Below are 20,380 nucleotides of genomic sequence, written 5' to 3'. Positions count from 1 at the left end.
AGCTTAAGCGCTGCCCAGCGGGAGCCTCCACCGCGCCCCTGGTGAGGGGCGTGCTCACCGAGTACGTCCCTCACTATCCCGGAGCGACCCGGGTATTCCCGCAAAAAAGTGGCACGGATTTTGACACTTCGAGTCCCGGATTGTCCCGACTCCCGACTCCACCAAACACGATCACATGACCTCGCGGGAACCTGATCGCAGCCCTCCCACCCCCACGCTGGCAACTTCTCAGCCAACACAGCCGCCACGGCACGCACGGGCTATCATTCGAAACTATATTCGACAACGGCTCTACAGACACACCCTCCGTACGCCGCCATGTCGACCCACCCCGCCCCGTCACCGTCGACATCAGCAAAGCCCTCCCCTCCGGCGGCACCCGCTTCGCCGCCAACAGCCTGCCCCTCCACGTCCGCGCCGAAGGACTCGACCTCTCCGGCCTACGCCCCGGACTGCTCTACGCCTGGGCGCGCACCACCACCGGCGGCTGGCTCGGCTTCGTCCAAGCCACCATCACCACCGGCAACGGCCGCGACACAAACTCACCCTGCGTCAATGGTTCCCCGAATCCGCGCTCAGCCCCCGCGAGGACACCCCATGACCGTCCACCGCGCCGACGCCATCCTCGGACTCGTCATCGACATCATCGACGACAGCCACGGCCCCTTCACCGCCCGCGAGATCACCCGCGCGACCCGCCCCCTGATCGACCCGCCCCCGACCCTCGACGAGGTCGCCGCGGTACTCGACATGCTCGCCCACCCGACATCGCCGGAATCAGCGCGCGAAGCGAGGGCACCTTCGCACCCGTCCCCGGTGTCGACATCGTCGAACTGCTCTGGCGGGCGCTCAACGACGACGACAGCGACGATGAGGAAGGACAGCGACCAGTTTCTCGCCGAGATCGACGATCGCTACTGACCAGCCAAACAGGCTAGAGAATGCTCCAGCGGATCTGTTGGCCGGCACGCAGCGCTTCGATACGCTGACGCACCTCCACGGCCGTGCGCGACCCCACGGCGGACTTTCGCGCATTGGTGGTGATCACCGCACCAAACCGACGACGTCGATGTGGCGATGTTCCGGCCGACCGATCTTGACTACGACCTGCTCGCGGGCCAGCACATAGACAGCGTTCGTGTGATGCCGTAGCAACGTCGCGTCACTGCCGTCGATACCCACTCGACGGCACGCGGCCTCCGAGATCGGAAGAGTCCGGGCGGGGGCGAACTCGGATTCCGAGAGACGGGCGGGTTCGATGTCTTGGCCCGTCATCAGCTCGCCACGTCGGGCGTGCGTCGTGTGCCGCATGTAGGTCAGTGTTCCAAACATGCAGCGGCGCATAGTCAGGAATGAAGTTGCAGCACGTGGACGACGTCAAACGGGTAGGCTGCCGTTCCCATACAGGCAGGTATCTACACGACTTCCATCGAAGGAAGCGAAACGCAATGGACGGCGATCAGATCCGTTCCGCACGGAAAGCTCGTGGATGGTCTCAAACCGCACTCATGGGGGCGATGCGCACCCTCGCTGTGCGGAAACACATCACGCTCATGGGTCCCGATAGCTTACGGGTCGCGTTGAGCCGGTGGGAGAACAACCACACGACGCCCGACACCCCCTACCGCGAATTGCTGTGCGAAGTCCTGGAGCTGACCACCGAGGATTCGCAACCGGTCGCCGAATTCGACCAGCCGGCCGACGGCTCGCTGTTCGCGCTCCTAGCCCACCACACCGACAGCCTGCGCCTGCTGGACCGCAAGCTGGGCGCCCCGGCGGTTCGTGCCCAAACCTCCAGTCACGTCGCCGCCCTTGAAGATCTGTGGCGTCGCAGCGTCGGCGCGGACCGGGCCGATGTCGCGCGAGCACAAGCTGACACCGCCGCCCTCGCGGGATGGCAGGACTTCGATTGCGGCGACACGCACAACGCCGCGAAGCACTACGCACTCGCACGAACATCAGCGTCACGGTGCGGCGATTCGACACTCCTCGCCCACGCTATGGGCGAACAAGCCGCTATCCTCGCCGAAATCGGCAGGGCCGATACAGCATTCACCGAGGTGATCCGCGCGGAGAAGCTTCCGGCGCTGCCGCCACTGCTGAGGTCCTGGCTCGCAGCCACACGTGCCCAGGTGGCTACTTACCTGCCCGATGGAGCCGCTATCGCCCACTCCGCATTGCACGCAGCCGAGACCGCCCTCGCCCACGTCCAATGCGGCGATGACGCCTCCCTGCCGTATCTTGCCCTCGATCAGGTTCACTTCGAACGATGGAAAGGGCATATCCTCGTTCGCCTCGAAGATCCCGCCGCAGCACGGATCACAGAGCAGGCCATGCAGGCATTGCCCGGCGACTTCGTCCGCGCAGGATCAGCGCAACTGCTCGACCTCGCCGAAGCCGCCGCGACCAGGCGAGAACTCGACGAAGCAACAGCGCTGCTCGAGCAGGCCGATGCCCGGATCAGCGTCGTGAAGTCAGCCCGCCTCAAAAGGCGTCACACACTCTTGTCCCGGCGAGTCGAACTCGCGACCGCGCGCCAACTGTAGGGCAGCGAGCATCCCCACAGCCGTACCGGCACCCATCAACTCGCCTCGTGCTAGAAGGTCCACGGCCTCGTAGACGGGCACCCACACGAGCCGTCCGGCTTCCTCCGCGTCGGTCGGCGTGTTCACTTGGCGTGGGTGGTCGGCGATGAAGACGTAGTGCTTGCTCTGAACGAGCCCCGGCATCGGCTCCAGCTCAGCCACGAGAATGAACGTCTCCGCTTCGAAACCGGTCTCCTCGAGCAGTTCTCGTCGTGCGCATGCCTCGGGGTCTTCTCCCGGGTCGACGATGCCGCCGGGAGACTCCCAACCGACCTGATCAATGATCCAGCGGTGACGCCGCACCATCAGTACACGCTCATGGTCGTCGAGCAGCATCACGGTAGCGACGGTGTTGAGTTGCACTGAGTGGTGCGACCGCGTCATGCCGTCGGGGGTCGTGATGTTGTGGCGTTTGACGTGCAGCCACGGGCTGCCGTCGTAGACCGTCCGCTCGTCGTGAACGTGCGTGCGCGGCGGTTCGAGCATGCTTCTCACGGTACAGGCGATCTTGCTACGGGTTGCTACGTTCCGCCCGGTGCTGCGGCCGTCGACGCTGACTGCATGTCATGCACACTCGACGACCCTGGATCGAGCCCGGATTGGTGCACCGCCTATAGGCGCTGCGGTCTGCCCGCCACGGTGCGAGATGGGCTCGTCGAAGTGATCACCGACGACTGGACGTCTGTCCTGGTACTGCCGGATCGGCTAGCACGGAGAGTGTTCGAGACAACAGCCACCGGGCCGGTGCTGGTACGGCCCCGAAACGGGGTGCTGCCTCCGCGTTGGCGGTTCTTCACCTGGATTGACAAAGACCCTAGCTACGAAGTCGTATACCGGCTGATTCGCGTCGGCGGGTTCATCGCCGACCGTGGCACGCCGATTGTCCTGCCAACCAGCTTGCGTTCGCGCATCTACTGGGCACGTCTGCCGGAACATGACCTTCCCGCGCTGTCGGCGCTGATCGCGACCGCCTTGGACGCGGCGACACGCCCCTCCGGTGACACCGAGAGGTGACCGGACATGCGATGCGAACCGCCTTCTCTGCCGTCCCAGCATGAACTTCTGCTGGCCCTCTATGGGACGCCGGTCGACGACGAACCGTTGTGCTGGCACGCCCTCGAACTGAGGAAGCTCCATGCGCGACGACGGCGTGAATCAGATGGAGCCCGCGAATTCGACCACCAGCGCGCGGAACTCAGGGCATCAGTGGACCAGTGGGCAGCCACCCACCTGCCGCCACTGCCGCCCAGCGGTGCGGGCGAGTTGTTGGGCACATTCATCGACCGTCTGTCCGAGGCCGCCGCCGATGCCTTCCATTTGCTGATGACCGAGGACCCCGGCAGCGACACCGTGCACGCCGCCTGGACGCGCCTCGCCGAACTCGAAAACGCCTACAGCGACCTCACCGACGACCTCACCCGCGGCTGGCGCCGACTCCCCCACACCGAATGCGACACCACCGAAAGGAGCCTCACCGAATGACCAACGAGGACAACACCTCCGAGATCTCGACACCCACCCCGGCACTGCAAGCCCTCTTCCAGGCAGCCGTCGAACTCGCCGCCGCCGCGGGCACCCACCAGGTCGGCCCCGAACACCTGTTCCTCGTCTGGCACAACAACCCCGGCGTCTTCCCGGCAGAACCACTGCGCGCCATGGGATTCGACCCCGTCGCCATCCTCGAACACCTCACCACCGCCGTCTCCGATATGACGCCCTGACCACTACGCCAAGCCCCGCCCCCTCCAGAAAGGCAAAGAAATGTCTCTTACCACCGACGAACAGTTCCTCACAGCGTGCTCCACCGAGAACATCGACCCCCACGACGCCGAACAACGCATACGCACTGGAACGCTCGTCTTCCCCCGATGCTCAACCAGCCGCCACAGCAGCGCCTTCACACCCATCCTGATCGGGTCGGGCACCCGCGCGAAGGTCACCGCATTGATCGGGCTGGGACCCCGCGACACCGACCGGGACGCGATCACACAGACAACGAACGTCATCCTCGCCGCCCGTCCCGACGCGATCATGGACCTCACCACCAATCCGGCCGGGATCGCATTGCGCCGCGAACTCAAAGACATCGTCAACGTCCCCCTGGCCGCGTGCCTCACCTACGACCTGTTCACGAACCCCCGTAAAAGGCTGTCGCGCAACGAATTTCTCGACCGATTCGAGAACGGTCTCGCTGGCGGCCTACTCGACTTCGTCCTCATCCACATCGGCATGACACCTGCCCTCGCCGACCGCATGGCGCGCTCCGACCGTGTCATGCCGACCACGTCACGAGGCGGCGGCCTCATCGCCCGCTACATGCGGCTACACCACTGCGAAAACCCGTTGATCGAATTCCTCGACGGCATCATCGATATCTGCCGCCGCACCGGCGTAACCCTCGACCTCGGAGACATCTTCCGACCCGGCTGCGCCCACGACGCCGGCGACGATCTGAAATGGGCCGAAATCCAGCTGCAAGCCGAATTGCGCAAAGAACTCCTGCGCGGCGGCGTGCAGGTGCTGTGCGAGACCGGCGGACACATGCCCCTGCACCGCATCCCGGAACTCATCCCCGCCTACAAGGCAGCGCTGGGCGGTGCGCCTCTGTGGCTGGCCGGGCCGATGGTGATCGACAACGCCGTCACCCTCGACGACACCGTCAACACACTCGGCATCCTCACCGCCGGACAACACGGCGGCGACATGTTCGCCTCCATCACCCACAACGAGCACTACGCCATGCCCACCGCAGCCGATACCGCCACGGCCCTGCGCATGGCCCGCGTCGCGATCACCGCCCTCGAGGTCGCCCGCGGAAACGACTCCGAGACCGCCCGACAGCACCGCATGAGCGTCGCCCGCCGCGCCAACGCCTGGACCGTCCAAGCCGACGAAGCCCTGTACCCCGACCTCGCCAACCAGGTGTTCATCCAACACGGCCTCAAAGAAGGAGCCCCCTGCACCATCTGCGGCCAATTCTGCCCCCACGTGATCACACCCAAGAAAGCCCCGATCAACACGGAGACCGCCGATGCCCGTGAACACTGACGCCCTGGCCCGCCGCATCACCCGATGCCACCCACAAACCGCCGCCGTCGCCCGGACCGGACGCCAAGTCGCCAACGAACTGCTCAACCTCGGGGCGATGGTCCCCGCCGACGACTGGCTGATCATCGGCGGATCACTGGCGCGCGGAGAACCGACCTTCATCCCCCACGGCGGTGAGCTGATCCTCGGCAGCGATATCGACTGCATGTACGTGCACTACGGCGACGAACCATCGATGCCTGTCGCCGACCTCGTCACCGTCGCCGAGAAGACATTCCCGCACGTCGACATGATGACCATGCCACTCGCCGACTACCGCGCGCTGGGCACACTGCTCGGATTCGATGTGAAGAACATCGGCCTGTCCGTCACCGACCGCGGGCTTCCCCCACACGACAGCGTCCAACTCGACATGCCCCGCGACGCCTACGAAAACCTGCTCTACTACACGCAGGCATGGTTCTGGTCACGATGCACACAGCGCTGGCTCACCGGCCCTGATACCGCCTTCCACCACACCGTCAGCCGACTGTGCGTCAAAATCCTGCGCTCGACAGCCATGCTCGACGGCGCCTACTGCCACCACGACCTGCACAAGATGCCGACGAACGTAGCCGAACGGATGCGCAGCGAACTCGCCTGGCGCGCCAACCCGACCCAGCCCCAAATGAACCCCGGCCGGTTCTGGACCTACCTCGCCGACGCCTTCGACCGATTCGACACCGCCTACGGCTGCGTCCACACCGACGCCATCACCGGCACCCGATACTCACGCAGCCTCCACGGCCACATCATCGCTGGCCACCACCAACGGGTCCACCGCCTCGCCCGACACCTCGCCTACACCTGGCTGGCCTCACCGGACCCTCACCAGTTGGCTAATGTCATGCGCCAAGTGTGGGACTCTGTCACCGGCTGGACCGGGACCATCCCGCACGAGGGGCCGGAAGACTACTTCGCGGCCCACCAGCGTGAAATCCACGACCATCTACTCGAGATGAAAGTGCGCACATGAAACTGCTGGCCACCGGGGGCGCAGGCTACGTCGGCGCGACCGTCACCCGCCTACTGCTCGATGCCGGGCATCAGGTCACCGTTATCGACGACCTGTCCCGCAACGACGCCACCCAGATCCCGGCCGGCGCCGAATTCGAGCAGCTGCGCGTCCACGACGTCGCACAGATCCTCACCCCCGGAGCCGGTTTCGACGCCGTCCTCCATTTCGCTGGGCTCATCGCCGCCGGCGAATCCATGGCGCACCCGGAATGGCACTGGGACAACAACACCCGCGCCTCCCTCGCACTGCTCGACGCCATGAGCGCAGCGGGCGTCGACAAACTCGTCTTCTCCTCCACCGCCGCCGTCTACGGCGAACCCACCGAACTGCCGCTCACCGAGACAGCACCGACAAACCCGGTGAACACCTACGGCGACACCAAACTCGCCATCGACCGCGCCATCACCTCCTTCACCCGCGCCTCCAACCTCGGTGCGATCAGCCTGCGCTACTTCAACGTCGCAGGCGCCCACCAGTGCTCGGACGGAACCTGGATCGGCGAACGCCACTCCCCCGAAACCCACATCATCCCGCTCGCCCTGACCGCGGCAGCCGAGGGACGCAAATTCCAACTGTTCGGCGACGACTACCCGACCGCCGACGGCACCTGCGTCCGCGACTACATCCACATCACCGACCTCGCGCGCGCCCACCTGCTCGCACTCGACGCCGTCACGGCCAGTGAGCATCAAATCTTCAACTTGGGCAACGGTGTCGGATTCTCCAACCTCCAGGTCATCGACGCTATCCGCGAGGTCACCGGACTCCCCCTCGACCTGGAAATCGCCCCCCGCAGGCCCGGAGACCCCGCAACCCTCTTCGCGTCGTCATCTCGCGCGCAGACCATGCTCGGCTGGCAGCCTGACAAGCCCGATATCCGAGACATGGTGGCTGACGCGTGGGCATTCCACCAGCATTTCAGCAAGGGCATCGCGCACTGACGTTCTGTGCCAACTTCCCGCTGCGACTAGCGGCAACGGGACTGCTGCAAGATCAGGTGTCAGGTTGACCCGCCCCCAGGGAGCTTGGGGGCAGATCTCGTTGCGGTACATGGAGTTCGGTATCCGAGTTCCGCTGTCGCGCGCTACTTCACCAGCCAACGGCGGAACGGACGAGGTGGCCGCGGACGGCCGTGACGGCGGGGTGGGTCGGACCGTTGCGGGTGGCGACGAACAGGGTGTTGATGGGGGGGATAGCGGGATTGTGGAGTTGGTGGAGGCGTCCGTCCGCCAGTTCATTGGCGCACAGGTAGGTGGGTAGCACTGTTATGCCCGCGCCGGCGGTGGCGGCGGCGAGTACGCCGCGCAGGTCGGGGACGACGACGGAGGGGGTGCGGGTGAGGCGGGTATCGAAGACGGTGCGCCAGTAGCGGCGCAGGATGGGGAGGTTTTCGGCGTAGGCGATCAGGGGTGCGTGGTCGATGTCGTCGAAGGTCCAGTTGGGGGCGGCGACGAGGTCGAATTCCTCGTCGGTGAGGGCGTCGACGGATAGGCCGCGGTGGCGGGGGCGCACGGTGGAGACGACCACGTCCAGTCCGCCCGCGGACAGGTCGGCCAGTAGCCGGTCGGGGAGACCGAGGGTGATGCGCAGGCGCAAGCCCTCGGTGACCGGTCCTGCCAGCGAGGGCAGTACGCGGGTGCAGACCAGTTCGGCGGGGCCACCGAGATGGACTGTGCGGCTGAAGGTTTCAGCGGGGCCGCGCAGCTCGTGGTGGACCGCTTGCGCGAGGTCGTCCAAGGCCGGGGCGATGCGTGCCGCGAGGTGGTCGGCGGCGGGCGTGGGTGTCATGCCGCGGGCGACGCGCTGGAACAGGGGTCGCTCCAGGTCGGCTTCGAGGATTTTGACGTGCGCGGTGACGGTGGGCTGGGCCAGGCCGAGCAGGTCGGCGGCGGCGGATACCGAACCTGCCCGGTAGACGGTCAGGAAGCTTCGCAACAGATCCAGAGAGACACCGCTCACGACTGCCTTACCTATCAGAATTCTGATACGCAGAGCAAGATCCACTATTGGTTTCCGATAGGCGGGGCCGGGCAGTATCGGACACGTCGCAGCGAAAGGGATTGCGGCGGTTGTCCGAACGAAGGAGATCGACCTCATGTCCAAGCGCATCCTCATCGCCCTGACCAGCCATGCGGTCCTGGGTGAGACGGGCCGTTCGACCGGATTCCATCTGGGTGAGGCCGCGATCCCGTGGGAGGTGTTCACCGCCGCCGGCTACGCGGTGGATCTGGTCAGCGTCGCCGGGGGCAACCCGCCGCGCGACGGCGCGGACCCCGCCGACCCGTCGCAACATCGGTTCCTCACCGACCCGGCCATCGCCGCCCAGCTGGCGCACACTCCCACCCCGGATGCGCTGGACAGCAGCGTATTCGAGGCGGTGTTCTTCGCCGGTGGCCACGGGACCATGTGGGATTTCCCGGACAACCCGGCGCTGGCCCGGCTGGCGCGGGAAATCTACGAACGCGGCGGTGTCGTCGGCGCGGTCTGCCACGGACCGGCCGCGCTGGTCGGTGCCACGCTGTCGGACGGATCGTATCTGGTAGCGGGCAAGCGGGTCGCCGCGTTCACCAACGACGAGGAGGCCGCGGTCGGGTTGAGCGGGGTGGTGCCGTTCCTGCTGGCCGATCGCCTCACCGCCCAGGGCGCCACCCACATTTCCGCCGACAATTTCACCGCCCAGGTCGTCACCGACGAGCGCCTGGTGACCGGCCAGAACCCGGCCTCCGCGCGTGGTGTCGCCGAAGCGATGGTGGACGCCCTCACACGGTGATCTCCGGATCGGGCCGGGGAGTCGGGCGCACCGATCCCATCACATCGACATATCAGTCCGTCGGGACGGCATGAGCGCGGCGGTCCAGGCGCCGCTGTGTCCCTTCGATCATCGCGACCACCAGATCAGCGAATCCCAGCGCACCTTCCGCATCGTCCGCTGGCCGCTGTACCTGCGCGATCGGACCGACCTCGTCGAGCACGACACCGTCCTTGCCCAGCACGAACGCCAACGCCAGCAATGCCGATCGGGCGTTGCCGTCGGCGAAGGGATGGAAGAAGCAGACATCCAGATAGACGCGGGCAGCGCGCGCCGCGACAGGGACCTCGTGATTTCGGCTGTCGGCCAGGCATTCCGCGAATCGGGCGGGCGTGTTCGCATGAAGACCGTAAAGTTCCCTGCCGCCCTTGGCGAACGCGGGACCGTCGCGGAACGGTGCGGCAGCGATACCCAGGACGGTTCGCTGCCACCCGGCGAGCAGGTCGAAATCCAGGACCTTGTCCGCGGCAGCGTCGCAGCGCATTTGTTCATATGCCTGTAGCAGCCGCTGGGCTCGCGCGGGATCACGCACGTGCTCAACTCTTCTGATGCGGTCCGTGAAGCCATCCCGCTTGGCGCGCACAGGACCCACCGGCCAACCGAGGCCATGGCGGACACTGCCCCACGGCACTTGATCACGGAGCCCACACCAAGCCAGCAGATGGTCAACCACGGTCAAGGCCGATATTCGTCTGACCGAGCGATCGCGCGAGTTGCTCGGCGACATCCCCGACCACCGATTCAACCGGACCGATCCAGCTGTCGAATCGGCCGCCGATCGCCTGGTCCACCAGGCCCCGCGCACGGTCCTCGGCCACTCCCCATCGGGCCAGGAACCACGTCAGCACCTGTGCACAGTGTCGATACCAGGCGTCGCCCGCGCCCGTGCGATCCACCACATGATGGATCAGATGCACCGCACCGCGCTCCCACACCAGCATCTCGTCGGCGCTCGACAGATCCGTCAGCGGGTAGCGCTCGAACCTCTCCGCAAGATCCTCCAACCAGCGCCGCCACTCCACCAGCGCCTCGACCACCCGATCCAGCGTCTCGTCCGGCTCGGTAATGGAGTGCACGGTGCAGCACCAGCTACCCACCGGTCCGCCACCGAAGTCGCCTTCGTCCATTGCCCACCGCCAGCCGCAGGCCCAACGCCCGAACCGTTCGACCAGCGCCCGCGTCATGGAATCCACCCAGGGTTCTCCGACCTCGTGCGCCCAGTCCGTAATACGCCGATCACCGGGCCACCCCGCGGCCGGTGTCGGCACGGCTGACGCCGGCGACAGCTGTCTCGCGGCCTCGGAAACCGTGTCCACGTCGAACCGATGGCGAATCGGGTCGACATCGTCCCATGTCAGCGCATCCGGCGTCAGGGAGTAATCCATGCCGCTCCCGCTTCCTCCGGGATCACAGCCCGGTGCCTCGACCCCTTCGGCTCCGATCACGGTGCCCTCGGGAAGAATCGAACTTCCGACCCCCGCCTTATCAGGGCGGTGCTCTCACCACTGAGCTACGAAGGCATCGTGACCTCGACGGGAATCGAACCCACGTCGCCCTGAGTGAGAGTCAGGGTGCCGAACCAGCACAGCACGAGGCCATCCATGACGTAGATCGGAGTCGAACCGACGAGGGTCCTGATTGAAAGTCAGGCTGCCCATACCGACAGAGCAACTACGCCATGCGTCCGGTTGGATGGAATCGAACCACCTGCGCCCGCGGGCGGGAGGGTTACAGCCTCCGTGCACGCCATGTGCTCAACCGGTGGATCCGGCCTGCCCGACGCGCCGGTGCGGCCGAATACCCGATGCGGTGGCCGGATTCGAACCGGCGTCATTCCAGCTTATGAGGCTGGCGTGCGACCGAACTGCACTACACCGCAACAACGCGGCCGACATGCGCCGGACCGCGCTCGCACGGGCGGAGAGAATCGAACTCCCGACACGCGGTTTTGGAGACCGCCGCTCTGCCACTGAGCTACGCCCATCTGTACCGCTGCTCGGATGAGCCTGCGGTGTAACCACATTCGCAGGAACGCGGTAGCGCAGCAACTGATTTTCCGAGCGGTGAGATGTCACCGCGGTGGCGGTTCAGGTGCGTGGGCGATGTGCAGGCCGCCGCATACGATGTCGTACACCCCGTGGTCGTCGAACGCGATGCGATAGTGGCGGATATCGCCCCTCGCCATGGAGCTGCCGTACCATTCCGCGGGATCGAGTCGGTCGGCGCCGTTGAGCAGCTGGTCCACCAGCTCTGATTCCGTGATCCGGATAAGGCCGAACTCGAACTGATCCCGATCGGTACGCGGGTCGCCGAGATCGAAGTCGCTCCACCGGTAGGCGAGAACGGTTTCGAACGTGACACTCGCCCACTGCGCACCGTCCGGGGCGGTACACCAGTGCATTTCGACCGTGGTCGGATTGCCCGCTGGCTGATTCAGGACCCGCACCACGGGCGGGTCGGCCCATCCCGTCGTCACACTCGCGGACGTACTGTCGCTCACCCGACAACGATAAACACCGTCATCGAGAGGTGCCCAACGCCGCCCGCAAGATCCCGACCACCGTCGTCCACGCACCGACGGCAATAGCACCGGCGCGACCGGGGTGCGCGGAATGCTTCGAGGTCGAGGCCCGGTAGCGTAGGGCGCGAAAGTTCGCTCACGGTACGACTCCCCGGGAGGGCATCGCTCATGACTCAGGACACCGCGCAGGACATCGCCTCGTTCGGTGACTCGACACTGCAGGGGTACCTGGATCAGCTGGCCGCCAAGGTGCCCGCGCCCGGTGGAGGTGCGGTCGCGGCGTTGCATGCCGCCCAGGGCGCCGCACTGGTGGCCATGGTGGCGCGGTACACGACGCGGGCCAAGGATGCCGAGCATCGGCCCGTCGTGGACCGGATCATCACCGCCGCCGATTCCGCGCGGGCGCGGGCGCTGGAGTTGGCCGATGCCGATGCCGAGGCGTTCACGGCTGTCGGCAATGCCTACAAGCTGCCCAAGGACAGCGAGGAGGAGCAGGCCGCGCGCACCGAGGCGATCACCGCGGCGCTGCTGGGTGCGGCGCGGGTGCCCGCCGATGTGGTGGCCGTCGCGGACGAGATCATCTCCCTCGCCGCCGAGCTGCTGCCCATCGGCAATCCCAATGTGGTCACCGATATCGGTGCGGCCGCCGACTGCGCGCGGGCGGCGGCGGCCACCTCGCAGCTGAATATCGCCATCAATGTCGCCTCGCTGGGAGCGGGGGCGGGCAGCGAGTTCGAGCCGGTGCTCACGCAGATCGACGAGCTCACCGCCCGCGCCGACGCCGTGCACGACGACGTGGTCGCGGCCATCAACAAATAAGGTCGAACACTCGTTCGCCCACCGGGACCGATCCGGTCCGCGACCGGTGAGCAGTCCATCTCATCGCCCGACGGTGCATTAGCACCGCCGGGCGATCGTGTTAGAGCACCACGCCGCCGGGTAGGTCACGAACAGAGAACTTTTCTCGCTGGTCTTGATCATGAAGCCATAGGCTGGTGATCCGAGAGCACACCATCCTCGAAAGGGGTGGAAACATGCGGAACGCGATTCGCTATCTGTTCCTCGCGACCGTGGTCGCGGCATTGACCGCCTTCGGGTCGGGGCTCGCCGCGGCGGCGATCATCCGGCCCACTGTCCCTGCGGTGCAGGCGATTTCACCGGGCGCGGGGGAAACGGTCGGTATCGCCGCACCCGTGCGGGTGCAGTTCGCACAGCCGGTCGAGAACCGCACGCGCGCAGAGCAATCGGTGAGCATTCGAGCGGGAACCGAACTGGCGGGCAGCTTCTCGTGGCAGAGCGACCGCGAGCTGACCTGGACGCCTGAGGGATTCCTGCCGGCATCGACCCCCATCTCGGTGTCCGCGGGCACCGCGCGCACCGAGTTCAACACCAATGCCGGGGTGACCGCCGAGGGCAATATGTCGAACCACACCTTCACGGTGAGTATCGGCGGGGTCCCGGTGCGCACCATCCCCGCCTCCTTCGGCAAACCCGGCTGGGAGACGCCCACCGGCACCTTCCCCGTGCTGGAGAAGTTCCGGAGCATCGTCTTCGATTCCCGCACCATCGGCATCCCGCTGAACTCGCCGGAGGGCTATCTGATCGACGGTGAGTACGCCGAGCGCCTCACCTGGAGCGGCGTCTTCGTCCACTCCGCCCCGTGGTCGGTGGATTCGCAGGGCAACGCGAACGTCAGCCACGGCTGCATCAACCTGCCGCCGGCCGACGCCGCCTGGTACTACGAGAATGTGAGCGTGGGCGACCCGGTGTATCTGCACTGGTGAGTCGGATACCGCGAGCCACCCAGCGCGGAGTCACACCCGGCCCGGACCTCCGGGCCGGGTGTCGCGCGGTCAGCGGGCGTTCTCGGCGGCCTGAACCACGTGCCGCATGAGCAGCGCGGTGGTGACCGGCCCGACGCCGCCGGGGACCGGGCTCAGCGCGGCGGCCTTGCCGGTGACGGCCGCGGCGTCCACATCGCCGGTGATGGACCCGTCCTCGCCCTCGTTGGTGCCCACATCGATGACCACGGCCCCCTCGCGCACATGCTCGGCCTTGATCAGCCCGGCCCGCCCGACGGCCGCGACCACCACATCGGCGGCCGAGGTCACGCCCGGCAGATCGATGGTCCGCGAATGACACACCGTGACGGTGGCGTTCTCCGCCAGCAGCAGTTGAGCGAGCGGCTTGCCCACCACATTGGAGCGGCCCACCACCGCGACATGCTTGCCGGACAGCGCGATGCCGTGATGCTTCGCCAGTTCCACCACGGCCTCGGACGTGGCGGGCGGGAAGCCCGGCAGGCCGGTCGCGAGCAGGCCGAGTGACAGCGGGCTGACGCCGTCCACATCCTTGGCGGCGATGATGGCCGGGCTCACGTCGTCGAGGCCGACGCCCTGGGGCAGCGGGGTCTGCAGCATGATGGCGTCCACGCTCGGATCGGCCGAGAGTTCCACCAGCTTCGCGCGAATATCGGCAGCGCTGGCGTCTACCCCCAGTTCGATGTTCTCGCAGGCGATTCCATTGCGTTCGGCGGCGCGGTTGAGCGACTTCACATACCAGGCGCTGGCCGGATCGTCATTGGAGACCACCAGGGCCAGGCGCGGTGCGGCACCGGTGCCCGCGAGTGCGGCGGCGCGCTGCTTGGTGTCGGCATTGATGGCGGCGGCGAGTTCCTTGCCGGTCAGCGAAGTCGTATCCACGGGGGTACAGCCTATCGCGCGGCCGCATCCCGGCCCCCGTTCCCCTCCGCGTGGAGCTCCAAACCCGGAATTTCGCTGTGGCAAATCCCCGACCGACGCGCTGGACAGTCGTATCGTGTCCCCATCCGGCTTCGAGCCAATAGTCAGCAAGCAGTGCGTGTGAGACCTCGTTCGTTCGCGGAAAGGTGTCGTTGCGGTGCAGAAAGCAAGGCATTTACCCTCCCTGGTCGTGGCCGCCGCGGCCGCGCTCACCATCTTCGGATCGCCGGTGGCCATGGCCGAACCGGGACCCCTCTACAACTCGGCACAGAGCAATTTCGTCAATGGCGACGACGCGGCGGGGCTGGAGGACCTGCGCCGCCTGCTCGCCGAGGCCCCCGACGACGCCGAAGCGTTGGCGCTGCAGGCGGTCTGGTCGGATTACACCGGTGACCTCGTCACCCGTGAGGCGGCGCTGCTGCGGTTGAACGCCGTGAATCCGCGCCTGGCCGACGGCGTGCGGACCATCTTCCGGGCCGTGGCCGCCGCGGTGGGCACCCTGCCCAATCCGATCCCCGCCATCGCGGGACCGCAGACCGGCATCGTGGTGCTCGGCTACGGCCTGCTGCCCGACGGCGCGATGCGGCCCGAACTGGTGAACCGCATGCAGGCGGCCTGGTTGCAGGCCATCGCCTCGCCGCTCTCCCCGATCGTGGTGACCGGCGGCAATCCGCGCAACGGGATCACCGAGGCGGCCGCCATGGAACGCTGGCTGCTCGATCGCGGCATTCCGGGCAGCCGGATCATGGCCGAGCATCGGGCCGGATCCACCGTCGGCAATGCCCTGCACGCCTCGAAGATGCTGCGTGACGCGGGCGCGACCAGCGCCATCGTGGTGACCTCCCCCAACCACATCCGCCGTGCGGTCGCCGACTTCATCGTGGCGGGTATCCCCGTGGTCGGGGCCACCACCTCCCTGGAACAGCTCGTCTCCCAACTCCCCCCGCCCAACCGCGCCGCCCAGCGCGGCATCTACCTCGACGCCACCCGCACCCTGCTGCTGCCGGCGCAGCGGTAGGCACGGCGGGGCGGATAGGCCGATGATGTCCCCGGGTCCGGGACGGACCCGGGGACATCGCGTTCCGCGTCGTGGCCGCTGGCGCGGCGGATCGGACAGGGGCACACGCCAAGCACGCTCAGGGTGGCCCAGTCCGCTGTGCATAACTCGGCACTACCGCCGGGTCGGCGGCAGGCCAGCCCAGTTCGGCGACGCAGTGCGATCCGGTGAAGATACTCGCCCCGGCGGGGCAGCGTGGTCCGGCGAGGCGGCACAATGGGCGGAATGGTTGCGGTGGGTTTCGACGAGTTGGTGGCGCGGTTGCGGGCGGCGGGGTGTGTATTCGCCGAAGATGAGGCGCGGCTGCTGGTCGGGGCCGCGGAGAATCCTGAACGGTTGGAAACGTTGGTAGCGCGGCGGGTCTCGGGGATGCCGCTGGAATATGTGCTGGGATGGGTGGAGTTCCGAGGGCTGCGGGTGGCGGTATCGGAGGGGGTCTTCGTGCCGCGGCAGCGGACCGGGTACTTGGTCGAGCGGGCCGTGAGCTTGGCGCGGGCGCGGATCGCCGGGACCGCACAGACCACAGGGGCGGTGCAGGGCGCGCAGACGGCGCGGGCGTCGATGCCCGCGAATTCGCACGGATCGCAACCGTTCCCGGGCAGTCGGTCCGGGATCGTGGCGATCGATATGTGTTGCGGATCTGGGGCACTCGGGCTGGCGTTCGCGACGGAGCTTGCCGCCGAGGGTATTTCGGTGGCGTTGACGGCGGCCGATATCGAGCCTGCGGCGGTGGCGTGCGCGCGGCGAAACCTCGAGGCGTTGGGGGCCGGGGTGTTTCAGGGGGATCTGTTCATGGCACTGCCCCGGGAGCTGGCGGGGCGGGTGGATGTGCTGCTCGCGAATACGCCGTATGTGCCCACCGCCGCCATTGCGGGGATGCCGCCGGAGGCGCGGGAGTACGAGCCCGCGGTGGCCCTCGACGGCGGTGCGGACGGCCTCGATATCTTCCGGCGGGTCGCGGCGGCGGCTCCGGGGTGGCTGGCGCCGGGCGGGCATGTGCTGGTGGAGACGAGCGTCGGGCAGGCCGAGACGGCGGTGGGGATTCTCACCGCGCACGGCCTGACGCCGAGGGTGGCCGCGGACGAGGAAGCGGGCGCGACCGTCGTGATCGGTTCGCTGGCCGGTAGCGTGGACGTGTGACTGTTCGCGGCATTCTCTTCGATGTCGACGACACCCTCGTCGACTATTCGGCCACCGCGCGCGCCGGAATTCTCGCGCACCTGGCGGCGGAGGGGCTGCTGGACCGGTTCGAGTCCCCCGAGCACGCCGTGGCGCTGTGGAAGGAACTCGAGGAGCGAGAGTATCCGCGCTACCTCGCCGGTGAACTGACCTTCAGCGGGCAGCAGGAATTGCGGTCGGAGCTGCTGCTCGCCCACATCGGCGCGACCACCGACGACCCGCGCGCCTGGTTCGACCGCTATGTCGCGCTACGCGACACTACCTGGGCGGCCTTCCCGGATGCCGAACCGCTGCTGTCCGCGCTGACCGGCCGCATCGCGGTGGGTGTGGTGTCGAATTCCTCGCGGTCACACCAGGTCGGCAAGCTGCACACCGTGGGCCTGCTCCCCCATTTCGGCGAGGCCGTGCTGTGCTCGGCCGAATTCGGCACGCCCAAACCGCATCCGGAGATCTTCCTGGCGGGCTGCGACCTGCTCGGCCTGCCACCCGAGCAGGTCGCCTACGTCGGCGACCGCTGGGATGTGGACGGCCTCGGCGCACGCGACGCCGGTCTGCGCGCCTTCTGGTTGAACCGCGCGGCCACGAGCACCGCTGTGCGGGACGGCGTCACGGTCATCCACTCGCTGACTGCGATGTCCGCACTCTGAGAAGCTGCCCACGCCCACGCCATCATGGCCAGGAGCATCACGGACCGACCACGCCTCGGCGCCAGACGAACGCACGATAATGCCGAGTGGCGTGCCATCGACGGCTTGAAGGTTCGCGGTGTTGGTGTTCCGGCGGGCAGCCGATTGGGGCACCGACCGGGCGCACCTGGAATGATCTCGGCTACTCGTCGGCTGTGACGCCGCCGCGAAGCCCCCACCTGTCAAGGCCCGAATAGATCAGCGCGACACGTGCCCTGGGGAAATCGAGGCCCTCGGCCTCCCCGGTGTACAGCGCCACCAGCGAGTCCTGACCTCGCCACCAGGTATCCGCGAGGCCCATCACCTCGCGCACCGGTTCGTAGCCGTCCAAGTCGATACCGTCGAGTTCATCGCCGATGAGCCTGGTGATCTGGCGCGCCCACGTCGATGCGTGGTGGGCCAGAGCGAGTGATTCCACCCAGCCCTCGATGGTCGAATGCAGAGGTACCCACTGATCGGCTTGGATTCCGAACTCGCCGGACGGGCCGATCATGAACATGAAGGGCACCGCGGTCCGTTGCGTGCCGGCTTCGAACCACCATCCCGCAGTATCTGTTTCGGGGGAATCCGGATAGTAATAGCGTGGGCCGCCGTCGTACTGCGGTGCGGGTGGTAGATGCAGGCCGCCCCACTTCTGCTGGTAGGCCGTCATGCGGTCGATCAACCCGGCGGGAAGGCCTCGCTCGAGCCACCATTGCCGGTGGTCTTCCACAGACTGGACCTCGACCTTGACGCCGTGTGTGCCGACATACGATCGGGCTCGAGAGGTTAGACCGTCGGGTATGCCTTCGACGGAACGCAGGATCACCCCGGCGAGCTTATCCGGTGGAACAAGCCAGTGCGCTTCTGCGGTAGACGTCGGTGCGCTCGGCCTACCGCACACGGCGGCGAACGCACTCATCCGCCGCGACCCGCGCGACTGCTCGGGCGGTTCGCCTGGGTTGCGGAATCGTGAAGGATGGCTCCCTCACCCGAACTCGATGTCTCCTTCGCCGGTGACGACCTCGTGCTCCGGCTGGCAGCCCTCGCCTACATCGCCCGCATCTCGGCAGCCTCCCGTATCCACACCAAATCCGATCTGCGCCTGTACTTCTACTGGTGTACCGACCACCAACTCACCCCGCTCACCGTCGCCCGCACGGAGGTCGAACGCTACATGCGGTGGATGCAGGAAATCCGACGCTTCAAACCCGCCACCGTTGCCCGTCACCTGGCCGTCGTGGCGGGCTGCTACCGCACCTGCGTCATCGACGGCGTGCTGGTACCCGTGGATGCCGTAATAGGACACCGCACGATTATCGGCGGTGGCACTCTTCCTCCACGCAAGTGCATCGGCTACAGGGCGTGTCGCCGCATCGCACTGAACGCACTCCACTGCCGCTGTGATGGGCCGTGATTCAGCGGCCGAGCTTGTCCGCGTTCGCTACCGCCCAGTCCGCCAGCGCGGAGATCGGGGGTAAGAGTGAGGTGCCCAGTTCGGTCAGGCTGTATTCCACGCTCGGCGGCACTGTGGGGTATACCTTGCGGTGTACCAGGCCCTCGGACTCCAGCGTGCGCAGGACCCGGGTCAGCATGCGCTGGCTGATGCCTTCTATCGCGCGGTGCAGCTCGTTGTAGCGGTGGGCGCGGCCACCCAACAGGACGATGACCAACATGCTCCAGCGGTCACCGAGCCGCCGGAAAACCTCGGTCACCGGACAGGCGTCCACCTCCACCTGCGGCACCGGGCGGGGCAGCTCGTGCGCCAGCACGGAGGGCACACCGGTGTGCGTACCGGACATCGAACTGCCTTCTTTCGCTATCGGAGCTCCGCTCCCACGATGGTGCCATGAAGAACGTGATCATCGCCGGTGGTACGACCGGCATGGGGCGGGCCACCGCCGTGGCGCGCGCGGCCCGGGGGGATCGGGTCACGGTCCTGGGGCGAGATCGGCGCGATCTCCCGGCCGGCATCGACTTCCTGCCGGTGGACCTGTCCGAGATCGGCGAGGTCGAGCAGGCCGCTGCGGAGATCGCCGACCGACACGACCGGGTGGACGCCCTCGCCCTCTTCGCCAATCGGCCCATGCGCGAACGCACCGAGACGACAGACGGGCTGGAGTACACCTTCTCCCTCTACTACCTCAGCCGGTACTTGCTCGGCGTGCGCCTCGCGCCGCTGATGGACGCCGCGTCGACGATCGTCAACGTGGCCGGCGTAGGGACGACCAAGGGCCGGATCCACTGGGCCGACCCGCAACTCCGCGGCAATTACGGGCTCATCACCGCTCAACTGCAGGCCGGTCGGGCCAATGATCTCCTCGGTGTCGCCTACGACGGCAGGGCTCGGTACGTGCTCTACCACCCCGGCTTCACCCGCAGCGGCCTCGACGGGCATCCGAACCCCGTGGTCCGCGGGCTGCTGAAGGCGCTCGCGGCCGTCGCGGCCCGGCCGATCGAGGAGGCGGTCGCGCCAATCGTCGAGTGGGTGGATCGGCCGCCATCGGCACCGCTCACCGCAGTGGACCGGGGCACGGTTCTAGATCTGGGGCTTTCCACCCTCGATCCGGTCGAAGCCAGGAAGCTGCGGGATTACACCGAGTCCTTGCTCTGCTGAGCCGCGGTGGACAGGCCCGTGTGGCCCTGAGCGAGCCTCAGGCGATCCGGCACGATAGGGGCGGTCGCAGCCGCTGCGCGCCCCTTCGCCCCGACGCGAAA

At 67.1% G+C, this 20,380-nt stretch carries 25 protein-coding genes and 5 tRNA genes; 16 read left to right on the top strand and 14 right to left on the bottom strand.

All coding sequences use genetic code 11. The features are described 5' to 3' along the window. Nucleotides 1-597 precede the first annotated feature (597 nt). A complete protein-coding gene (locus tag FOH10_RS12070) occupies nucleotides 598-921 on the top strand; it encodes a hypothetical protein (protein WP_143980776.1) in 324 nt (107 codons plus the stop codon). Nucleotides 922-1,044: 123 nt separating this feature from the next. Here the strand turns inward: FOH10_RS12070 and FOH10_RS12065 are convergent, their stop codons facing one another. Continuing rightward, nucleotides 1,045-1,311, bottom strand: coding sequence for a hypothetical protein (locus tag FOH10_RS12065; RefSeq protein WP_143980775.1), 267 nt, complete (start codon nucleotides 1,309-1,311; stop codon nucleotides 1,045-1,047). Nucleotides 1,312-1,448: 137 nt separating this feature from the next. Here FOH10_RS12065 and FOH10_RS12060 point away from each other — a divergent pair, with 137 nt between their 5' ends. Then, on the top strand, nucleotides 1,449-2,546 hold the full coding sequence (locus tag FOH10_RS12060; RefSeq protein ID WP_143980774.1) for a helix-turn-helix domain-containing protein: 1,098 nt from the start codon (nucleotides 1,449-1,451) through the stop codon (nucleotides 2,544-2,546). Here the strand turns inward: FOH10_RS12060 and FOH10_RS12055 are convergent. Then, on the bottom strand, nucleotides 2,475-3,071 hold the full coding sequence (locus tag FOH10_RS12055; protein ID WP_143980773.1) for an NUDIX hydrolase: 597 nt from the start codon (nucleotides 3,069-3,071) through the stop codon (nucleotides 2,475-2,477). The genes FOH10_RS12060 and FOH10_RS12055 overlap by 72 nt on opposite strands. A 174-nt stretch (nucleotides 3,072-3,245) precedes the next feature. Here FOH10_RS12055 and FOH10_RS12050 point away from each other — a divergent pair, with 174 nt between their 5' ends. Genes FOH10_RS12050 through galE form a run of 6 tightly spaced genes read left to right on the top strand, consistent with a single transcriptional unit; the run spans nucleotide 3,246 to nucleotide 7,631 of the window. Beyond that, nucleotides 3,246-3,599 (top strand): hypothetical protein, encoded by a 354-nt coding sequence (locus tag FOH10_RS12050; protein WP_143980772.1) that lies wholly within the window; start codon nucleotides 3,246-3,248, stop codon nucleotides 3,597-3,599. A 6-nt stretch (nucleotides 3,600-3,605) separates the two neighbouring features. Then, entirely contained in the window at nucleotides 3,606-4,067 is a 462-nt protein-coding gene (locus FOH10_RS12045; protein ID WP_143980771.1) for a DUF4254 domain-containing protein, read from the top strand. Beyond that, nucleotides 4,064-4,306 (top strand): Clp protease N-terminal domain-containing protein, encoded by a 243-nt coding sequence (locus tag FOH10_RS12040; protein ID WP_029923842.1) that lies wholly within the window; start codon nucleotides 4,064-4,066, stop codon nucleotides 4,304-4,306. The genes FOH10_RS12045 and FOH10_RS12040 overlap by 4 nt, the downstream gene beginning before the upstream one ends. A 40-nt stretch (nucleotides 4,307-4,346) precedes the next feature. After that, complete coding sequence (locus FOH10_RS12035) at nucleotides 4,347-5,633, top strand: phosphomethylpyrimidine synthase ThiC (protein ID WP_143980770.1); 1,287 nt, start codon at nucleotides 4,347-4,349, stop codon at nucleotides 5,631-5,633. After that, a complete protein-coding gene (locus FOH10_RS12030; RefSeq protein WP_143980769.1) occupies nucleotides 5,617-6,648 on the top strand; it encodes a hypothetical protein in 1,032 nt (343 codons plus the stop codon). The genes FOH10_RS12035 and FOH10_RS12030 overlap by 17 nt, the downstream gene beginning before the upstream one ends. Continuing rightward, nucleotides 6,645-7,631: a UDP-glucose 4-epimerase GalE gene (galE, locus tag FOH10_RS12025; protein WP_143980768.1), complete on the top strand. Its 987-nt coding sequence runs from the start codon at nucleotides 6,645-6,647 to the stop codon at nucleotides 7,629-7,631. The genes FOH10_RS12030 and galE overlap by 4 nt, the downstream gene beginning before the upstream one ends. A 148-nt stretch (nucleotides 7,632-7,779) precedes the next feature. Here galE and FOH10_RS12020 read toward each other — a convergent pair whose 3' ends face one another. Continuing rightward, nucleotides 7,780-8,649 (bottom strand): LysR family transcriptional regulator, encoded by an 870-nt coding sequence (locus FOH10_RS12020; RefSeq protein ID WP_244961909.1) that lies wholly within the window; start codon nucleotides 8,647-8,649, stop codon nucleotides 7,780-7,782. Between the two features lie 136 nt (nucleotides 8,650-8,785). Between FOH10_RS12020 and FOH10_RS12015 the strand changes: the two genes are divergently transcribed. Then, nucleotides 8,786-9,460: a type 1 glutamine amidotransferase domain-containing protein gene (locus FOH10_RS12015; protein ID WP_186000803.1), complete on the top strand. Its 675-nt coding sequence runs from the start codon at nucleotides 8,786-8,788 to the stop codon at nucleotides 9,458-9,460. Between the two features lie 52 nt (nucleotides 9,461-9,512). Here the strand turns inward: FOH10_RS12015 and FOH10_RS12010 are convergent, their stop codons facing one another. The 8 genes from FOH10_RS12010 to FOH10_RS11975 form a co-directional block, all read right to left on the bottom strand. Then, entirely contained in the window at nucleotides 9,513-10,082 is a 570-nt protein-coding gene (locus FOH10_RS12010; RefSeq protein ID WP_221937956.1) for a Fic family protein, read from the bottom strand. 82 nt (nucleotides 10,083-10,164) lie between these two features. Next, nucleotides 10,165-10,884 carry a hypothetical protein gene (locus tag FOH10_RS12005; protein WP_186000802.1) on the bottom strand — a complete coding sequence of 240 codons (720 nt, stop codon included), beginning with the start codon at nucleotides 10,882-10,884 and terminating at the stop codon, nucleotides 10,165-10,167. A 62-nt stretch (nucleotides 10,885-10,946) separates the two neighbouring features. Next, nucleotides 10,947-11,019, bottom strand: a tRNA-Ile gene (locus FOH10_RS12000). Between the two features lie 4 nt (nucleotides 11,020-11,023). Continuing rightward, a tRNA-Glu gene (locus tag FOH10_RS11995) sits at nucleotides 11,024-11,096 on the bottom strand. A gap of 5 nt (nucleotides 11,097-11,101) precedes the next feature. Further along, a tRNA-Glu gene (locus FOH10_RS11990) sits at nucleotides 11,102-11,177 on the bottom strand. A 126-nt stretch (nucleotides 11,178-11,303) separates the two neighbouring features. Then, a tRNA-Met gene (locus FOH10_RS11985) sits at nucleotides 11,304-11,378 on the bottom strand. A 33-nt stretch (nucleotides 11,379-11,411) separates the two neighbouring features. Then, a tRNA-Trp gene (locus FOH10_RS11980) sits at nucleotides 11,412-11,483 on the bottom strand. A gap of 87 nt (nucleotides 11,484-11,570) precedes the next feature. Beyond that, nucleotides 11,571-11,999: a hypothetical protein gene (locus tag FOH10_RS11975; protein ID WP_143980764.1), complete on the bottom strand. Its 429-nt coding sequence runs from the start codon at nucleotides 11,997-11,999 to the stop codon at nucleotides 11,571-11,573. 189 nt (nucleotides 12,000-12,188) lie between these two features. Between FOH10_RS11975 and FOH10_RS11970 the strand changes: the two genes are divergently transcribed. Together FOH10_RS11970 and FOH10_RS11965 are read left to right on the top strand one after the other, a co-directional pair. Next, nucleotides 12,189-12,839: a cyclodeaminase/cyclohydrolase family protein gene (locus FOH10_RS11970; protein WP_143980763.1), complete on the top strand. Its 651-nt coding sequence runs from the start codon at nucleotides 12,189-12,191 to the stop codon at nucleotides 12,837-12,839. A gap of 215 nt (nucleotides 12,840-13,054) precedes the next feature. Continuing rightward, nucleotides 13,055-13,804, top strand: a complete 750-nt coding sequence (locus FOH10_RS11965; RefSeq protein ID WP_143980762.1) for a L,D-transpeptidase — start codon at nucleotides 13,055-13,057, stop codon at nucleotides 13,802-13,804. 69 nt (nucleotides 13,805-13,873) lie between these two features. Here FOH10_RS11965 and FOH10_RS11960 read toward each other — a convergent pair whose 3' ends face one another. Beyond that, nucleotides 13,874-14,722 carry a bifunctional 5,10-methylenetetrahydrofolate dehydrogenase/5,10-methenyltetrahydrofolate cyclohydrolase gene (locus tag FOH10_RS11960; RefSeq protein ID WP_143980761.1) on the bottom strand — a complete coding sequence of 283 codons (849 nt, stop codon included), beginning with the start codon at nucleotides 14,720-14,722 and terminating at the stop codon, nucleotides 13,874-13,876. 229 nt (nucleotides 14,723-14,951) lie between these two features. Here FOH10_RS11960 and FOH10_RS11955 point away from each other — a divergent pair, with 229 nt between their 5' ends. From FOH10_RS11955 to FOH10_RS11945, 3 genes are all read left to right on the top strand, one after another. Continuing rightward, nucleotides 14,952-15,779: a YdcF family protein gene (locus FOH10_RS11955; protein ID WP_244961907.1), complete on the top strand. Its 828-nt coding sequence runs from the start codon at nucleotides 14,952-14,954 to the stop codon at nucleotides 15,777-15,779. A gap of 264 nt (nucleotides 15,780-16,043) precedes the next feature. After that, nucleotides 16,044-16,958, top strand: coding sequence for a methyltransferase (locus tag FOH10_RS11950; RefSeq protein ID WP_143980760.1), 915 nt, complete (start codon nucleotides 16,044-16,046; stop codon nucleotides 16,956-16,958). Then, nucleotides 16,955-17,644, top strand: coding sequence for an HAD family hydrolase (locus FOH10_RS11945; protein WP_143980759.1), 690 nt, complete (start codon nucleotides 16,955-16,957; stop codon nucleotides 17,642-17,644). Before FOH10_RS11950 ends, FOH10_RS11945 begins: the two co-directional genes overlap by 4 nt. 181 nt (nucleotides 17,645-17,825) lie before the next feature. Here the strand turns inward: FOH10_RS11945 and FOH10_RS11940 are convergent, their stop codons facing one another. Continuing rightward, a complete protein-coding gene (locus FOH10_RS11940) occupies nucleotides 17,826-18,491 on the bottom strand; it encodes a hypothetical protein (protein WP_143980758.1) in 666 nt (221 codons plus the stop codon). Between the two features lie 150 nt (nucleotides 18,492-18,641). Here FOH10_RS11940 and FOH10_RS11935 point away from each other — a divergent pair, with 150 nt between their 5' ends. Continuing rightward, a complete protein-coding gene (locus tag FOH10_RS11935) occupies nucleotides 18,642-19,079 on the top strand; it encodes a hypothetical protein (RefSeq protein ID WP_143980757.1) in 438 nt (145 codons plus the stop codon). Nucleotide 19,080: 1 nt separating this feature from the next. Here the strand turns inward: FOH10_RS11935 and FOH10_RS11930 are convergent, their stop codons facing one another. Next, nucleotides 19,081-19,464, bottom strand: a complete 384-nt coding sequence (locus FOH10_RS11930; RefSeq protein WP_143980756.1) for a winged helix-turn-helix transcriptional regulator — start codon at nucleotides 19,462-19,464, stop codon at nucleotides 19,081-19,083. A gap of 47 nt (nucleotides 19,465-19,511) precedes the next feature. Between FOH10_RS11930 and FOH10_RS11925 the strand changes: the two genes are divergently transcribed. Beyond that, nucleotides 19,512-20,279 (top strand): SDR family NAD(P)-dependent oxidoreductase, encoded by a 768-nt coding sequence (locus FOH10_RS11925; protein WP_143980755.1) that lies wholly within the window; start codon nucleotides 19,512-19,514, stop codon nucleotides 20,277-20,279. Nucleotides 20,280-20,380 lie beyond the last annotated feature (101 nt).

This window comes from Nocardia otitidiscaviarum, from assembly GCF_007362295.1.
GTDB lineage: Bacteria > Actinomycetota > Actinomycetes > Mycobacteriales > Mycobacteriaceae > Nocardia > Nocardia otitidiscaviarum.
This window is presented reverse-complemented; position numbering and strand designations above follow the sequence as displayed.

Excerpts from the sequence above, each read along its gene's own strand:
- FOH10_RS12070 (WP_143980776.1), top strand. The coding sequence starts at position 598 with ATGACCGTCCACCGCGCCGACGCCATCCTCGGACTCGTCATCGACATC.
- FOH10_RS12065 (WP_143980775.1), bottom strand. The coding sequence starts at position 1,311 with ATGCGGCACACGACGCACGCCCGACGTGGCGAGCTGATGACGGGCCAA.
- FOH10_RS12060 (WP_143980774.1), top strand. The coding sequence starts at position 1,449 with ATGGACGGCGATCAGATCCGTTCCGCACGGAAAGCTCGTGGATGGTCT.
- FOH10_RS12055 (WP_143980773.1), bottom strand. The coding sequence starts at position 3,071 with ATGCTCGAACCGCCGCGCACGCACGTTCACGACGAGCGGACGGTCTAC.
- FOH10_RS12045 (WP_143980771.1), top strand. The coding sequence starts at position 3,606 with ATGCGATGCGAACCGCCTTCTCTGCCGTCCCAGCATGAACTTCTGCTG.
- FOH10_RS12040 (WP_029923842.1), top strand. The coding sequence starts at position 4,064 with ATGACCAACGAGGACAACACCTCCGAGATCTCGACACCCACCCCGGCA.
- FOH10_RS12035 (WP_143980770.1), top strand. The coding sequence starts at position 4,347 with ATGTCTCTTACCACCGACGAACAGTTCCTCACAGCGTGCTCCACCGAG.
- FOH10_RS12030 (WP_143980769.1), top strand. The coding sequence starts at position 5,617 with ATGCCCGTGAACACTGACGCCCTGGCCCGCCGCATCACCCGATGCCAC.
- galE (WP_143980768.1), top strand. The coding sequence starts at position 6,645 with ATGAAACTGCTGGCCACCGGGGGCGCAGGCTACGTCGGCGCGACCGTC.
- FOH10_RS12015 (WP_186000803.1), top strand. The coding sequence starts at position 8,786 with ATGTCCAAGCGCATCCTCATCGCCCTGACCAGCCATGCGGTCCTGGGT.
- FOH10_RS12005 (WP_186000802.1), bottom strand. The coding sequence starts at position 10,884 with ATGGATTACTCCCTGACGCCGGATGCGCTGACATGGGACGATGTCGAC.
- FOH10_RS11970 (WP_143980763.1), top strand. The coding sequence starts at position 12,189 with ATGACTCAGGACACCGCGCAGGACATCGCCTCGTTCGGTGACTCGACA.
- FOH10_RS11965 (WP_143980762.1), top strand. The coding sequence starts at position 13,055 with ATGCGGAACGCGATTCGCTATCTGTTCCTCGCGACCGTGGTCGCGGCA.
- FOH10_RS11950 (WP_143980760.1), top strand. The coding sequence starts at position 16,044 with ATGGTTGCGGTGGGTTTCGACGAGTTGGTGGCGCGGTTGCGGGCGGCG.
- FOH10_RS11935 (WP_143980757.1), top strand. The coding sequence starts at position 18,642 with ATGGCTCCCTCACCCGAACTCGATGTCTCCTTCGCCGGTGACGACCTC.
- FOH10_RS11930 (WP_143980756.1), bottom strand. The coding sequence starts at position 19,464 with ATGTCCGGTACGCACACCGGTGTGCCCTCCGTGCTGGCGCACGAGCTG.
- FOH10_RS11925 (WP_143980755.1), top strand. The coding sequence starts at position 19,512 with ATGAAGAACGTGATCATCGCCGGTGGTACGACCGGCATGGGGCGGGCC.